General features: G+C 73.6%; 1 protein-coding gene and 1 pseudogene. Both read left to right on the forward strand.

Annotation, left to right across the window (positions count from 1 at the left end):
* Positions 1 to 3,877, forward strand: a 3,877-nt coding sequence (locus G3I65_RS05745) for an amino acid adenylation domain-containing protein (protein ID WP_160695175.1), incomplete at its 5' end; no start/stop codon positions are given.
* 11 nt (positions 3,878 to 3,888) lie between these two features.
* Positions 3,889 to 4,431, forward strand: a pseudogene (locus G3I65_RS05750) (kinase); the annotation flags it as partial.

The raw sequence follows: 4,431 nt of genomic DNA on the forward strand, positions 1-4,431 counted from the left end.
GCCGGCGCGGGCGTTCGGCCGGGCCGACCGCGGCGCCCCGCTGCCGCTGTCGGCCGGACAGCAGCGCCTGTGGTTCCTCGACCGGCTCGACCCGGACAGCGCCGAGTACGCCGTGCCGCTGCTCCTGCGGCTCGAAGGCGCGCTCGACGTCGACGCGCTCCGGCGATCCCTCGACGCCCTGGTGGCGCGGCACGAGATCCTGCGCACGACGTACACCGCCGAGAACAACCGGCCGCGCCAGGTGATCGGGGCCCCGGCCCCGGTCGAGCTGCCGGTCGTCGAGGGTGACCTGGACGCGATCCTCGCCGAGTACGTCGGCCGTCCGTTCGACCTCGCCGCCGGGCCGGTGTTCCGGGCGCTGCTCGTCCGCGAGGCGCCGGAGCGCCACGTGCTCGCGTTGAACGTCCACCACATCGCCTGCGACGGCTGGTCGCTGCCGATCCTCATGGACGACCTGCGCAAGCTCTACACCGGTGCCGAACTGCCCCCGGTCGAACTGTCCTATGCGGACTTCGCGGCCTGGGAACAGTCCAGGGTGGACGCCCACACCGCCGACCTCGCGTACTGGAAGGAGCGGCTCGCGGGGCTGGAAACCCTGGAGCTGCCCGCGGACCGGCCGCGCCCGGCCCAGCGCGACCACCACGGCGCCTCCGTCCGCTTCACCATCCCCGCGGCCGCCGCCTCCGCCGTGATCGACCAGGGGAAGAGCACGGGCGCGACACCGTTCATGACCCTGCTGGCCGCCGCGTACGTCGTGCTGGGGCGGCACACCGGGCGCACGGACATCGCCGTCGGCACCCCGGTCGCCGGGCGCGGGCGGGCCGAGCTGGAGCACATGGTCGGGTTCTTCGTGAACACCGTCGTCGCCCGCGGCGACCTGTCCGGCGACCCGGACTTCGCCGGACTCGCCGACCGCGTCCGCGTGGCGCGGCTGGCCGACCAGGCGCACGAAGACCTGCCGTTCGAACGGCTGGTCAAGGAGCTGGCGCCCGAGCGAGACCTCGCGCACACGCCGGTCGTGCAGGTCATGTTCGCCGTCTACGACTCCTCGACCGGTTCGCCGGACCTGGGCGAGCTGAAGGTTTCGCCGGTGGACCTGCCCTCGACGACGGCGAAGTTCGACCTGATGATTTCCTTCGTCCGCCAGGCCGACGGTTTCGTGGCAGGCGTGCTGGAGTACGCGACCGCGTTGTTCGACGAGGTCCGGATGGCGCGGATGGGCGAGCACTTCGTCCGTCTCTTCACCGAACTCGCCGAGAAGCCCGGCGTCCGGCTGTCCGAAGTGGACATCCTCGGCGCCGGCGAGCGCGAGCTGCTGCTCCGGACGTGGAACGACACCGCCGAGCCCTACCTGCGCGGGACCGTGCACGGCCGGATCGCCGCGCAGGCCGCGTCCACACCGGACGCTGTCGCGGTCCGGTGTGGACAGACCGAGCTGACCTACGCCGAGCTGGAGGACCGCGCCACCCGGCTGGCCCAGCGGCTGCGCGCCCACGGCGTCGGCGTCGAAACCCCGGTCGGCGTGCTCTGCGAACGCGGCCCGCTGCTGCTCCCGGTGCTGCTGGCCGTCCTCAAGACCGGCGGCCACTACATCCCCCTGGATCCCGCGTATCCGCAGGACCGCAAGGAGTACATGCTCCGCCAGGCCGGCGCCCGCGTGCTCGTCACCACCCGCCGCTTCGCCGGGGAAGACCTGGGCGAGGTCAAGCTCCTGGCCGACGAGCCGGTCGCCGACGACCCCGTGCCGTGGCGGGACCCGGTCGTCGACCCGGAAAACCTCGCGTACGTCATCTACACCTCCGGGTCCACCGGCCGCCCTAAGGGCGTGATGATCAGCCACCGCGGCGTGCTGCACTACCTCGACTGGTGCCGCCAGGCCTACCGCGCCGACGAGGGCGACGGCGCCCCGGTGCACTCGTCGCTCGCCTTCGACCTCACCGTCACCGGGCTGTTCCTGCCGCTGCTGTGCGGCACGACGGTGACGCTGGTGCCGGAGGACGAGCACCCCGTGGCGGGCCTCGCGGACGTGCTTGCGAGCGGCCGCAAGTTCAGCTTCGTCAAGCTCACCCCGGCCCACCTCGAACCGCTGCGCCGGTGCCTCGCACCGGAAGCGGCCGGAGCCGCCGCGCACCTGGTCGTCGGCGGCGAGCAGCTCACCGCGGAAGCGCTGGAGTTCTGGCGCGAGAACGCCCCCGAAGTCGGCGTGGCCAACGAGTACGGCCACACCGAGACGTCCGTGGCGAACGTGATCAACCTGCTGCCCGCCGCCGAGTGCGTGACCACGCCGATCTCCGTCGGGCGGCCGATCTGGAACACCGAGGTCTACCTCCTCGACGAGCACCTGCGGCCGGTCCCGGTCGGTGTCACCGGTGAGCTGTACGCCGGCGGCGCGGGCGTGGCCCGCGGGTTCGCCGGCAACCCCGGCCTGACCGCGGCCAAGTACGTGGCGAACCCGTTCGGCCCCGGCCGCCTCTACCGCAGCGGCGACCTGGCCCGGTACCTGCCGGACGGGCGCCTGGAGTTCGTCGGCCGCACCGACCACCAGGTCAAGGTGCGCGGCTACCGGATCGAGCTGGGCGAGATCGAGGCCGCGCTGGTCGGCGGCCCCGGCGTCACCGAGGCGGTCGCGGTGGTCCGCGACGGCGCGCTCGCCGGCTACGTCGCGCCGTCCACTGTGGATGCCGACGCGCTGCGAGCGCACCTGGCCGAACGGCTGCCGGAATACATGGTCCCGGCCACCCTGACCACTTTGGACACGCTGCCCCTGACGTCCAACGGCAAGATCGACCGGGTCGCGCTGCCCGCGCCGGACGCCGCTCCGGTGTCGACGTCCGGGGTGCTGCCGCGCGACGAGCTGGAGATGGCGCTGGCGAAGCTGTGGGAGGACCTGCTCGGCCGCCGTGTCGGCGTCACCGACGGCTTCTTCGACGTCGGCGGCCACTCGCTGCTGGCCGTCGTGCTGGTCGACCGGATCAAGGCCGAGCTGGGCGCGACCGTCGGCCTGGCCGAGGTGTTCCGCGCCCCGACGGTCCGGGCGCTGGCCGACCTGATCCGCGCCGGGGACAGTGCCGGGGGGCTGGTCGTGCCACTGTCGCCGGGCCGGGCGGGCGTCGCGCCGCTGTTCCTGCTGCCGCCGACCGCCGGAAGCCCGTTCCCGTACCTTCAGCTCGTGGCCGAACTCGACCCCGCGCTGCCGGTGTTCGGCCTGCAGGCACCCGGCTTCGCGCCCGGCGAGGACCCGGTCCACACGATCGAGGAGCTGGCCGCGGCCTTCGTCGCCGACCTGCTGCCGGTGGCGGGGGACCGGCCGATCCGGCTCGCGGGCTGGTCGCAGGGCGGCTCGGTCGCGTTCGAAATGGCCGCCCAACTGGAAAACGCCGGCCGGGCCGTCGAACACCTCTGCATCATCGACGCGACCGTCCTCGGCGTCGACGACTACGGCAACCCGCTGCCCGAAGTGGACACCAGCGATCCGCTGGCCTGGTTCGGCGAGGCCGTGCTGAAGCTGGCCCCGGGAGCCGTCGACACCCTCGACGAGATGCTCGCCGAGGCCCGGGACCGCGGGATGGTGTCGGAAGTCGCGGGCAACGCCGTCGTCGAGCAGATGGCGCGGGTCTACCTCGCCGGCAAGGACGCCGTCGAGGCCTACCGCTGCCGCGCCGTCGTCGAGACCGGGATCCACCTCATCACCTCCACCGGCACCCACCCGGTGAAGGGCCGCCCGGAGGTGCGGCCGGAGAGCTGGCGCGCCCGCACGCGCGGCGAGCTCACGGTGACGCCGGTGCCGGGTCACCACTGGGACATGGTCGAACCGCCGCACGTGGCGGAGCTGGCCCGCGCCGTGCTGGCCGGGCTCGCCGTGACCGCCGACGAGTGAAGGAGAACGCCATGACCGAAGACCTCGCGGTCGCCGCACCGGCCCCCGCCACCGTCACCGACCCGCGCGCGGGCAGCTTCCGCGTCGACGCCCACCACGGCGAGATCCTGCAAGGGGTGTTCGCCGAAGGCGGCCGGCTGCGCCGTGGCCTGGTCACCCTGCCGTGCCCGCTCTACAGCACCCGCGCCACCTTCCTGCCCACCGAGGACGCCGGCACGACCGTGCGGCCCGCGTGGCGCAGCAAGGCCCGCCGCGCCGCCGACCTCACCCTGGCCCGGCTCGGCCACCCCGTGCCGGGCGGGCTGCTCGACATCACCAGCGACATCCCGCTGTGCCGCGGCTTCGGCTCCTCGACCGCGGACGTGACGTCGGCGATCGGCGCGGTCCTCGCCGCGACCGGCCGCCGTCTTTCGCCCGCCGAGGTGGGCGCGCTGGCCGTCGAAGCCGAAACCGCGTCCGACTCGCTCATGTACGGCGGGCGGGCCGTGGTCTTCGCCCACCGCGAAGGCGAGCCGATCGAGGACCTCGGCGAGCTGATGCCGTTGGCCGTACTG

It is taken from the genome of Amycolatopsis sp. SID8362, assembly GCF_010550475.1.
GTDB lineage: Bacteria > Actinomycetota > Actinomycetes > Mycobacteriales > Pseudonocardiaceae > Amycolatopsis > Amycolatopsis eburnea.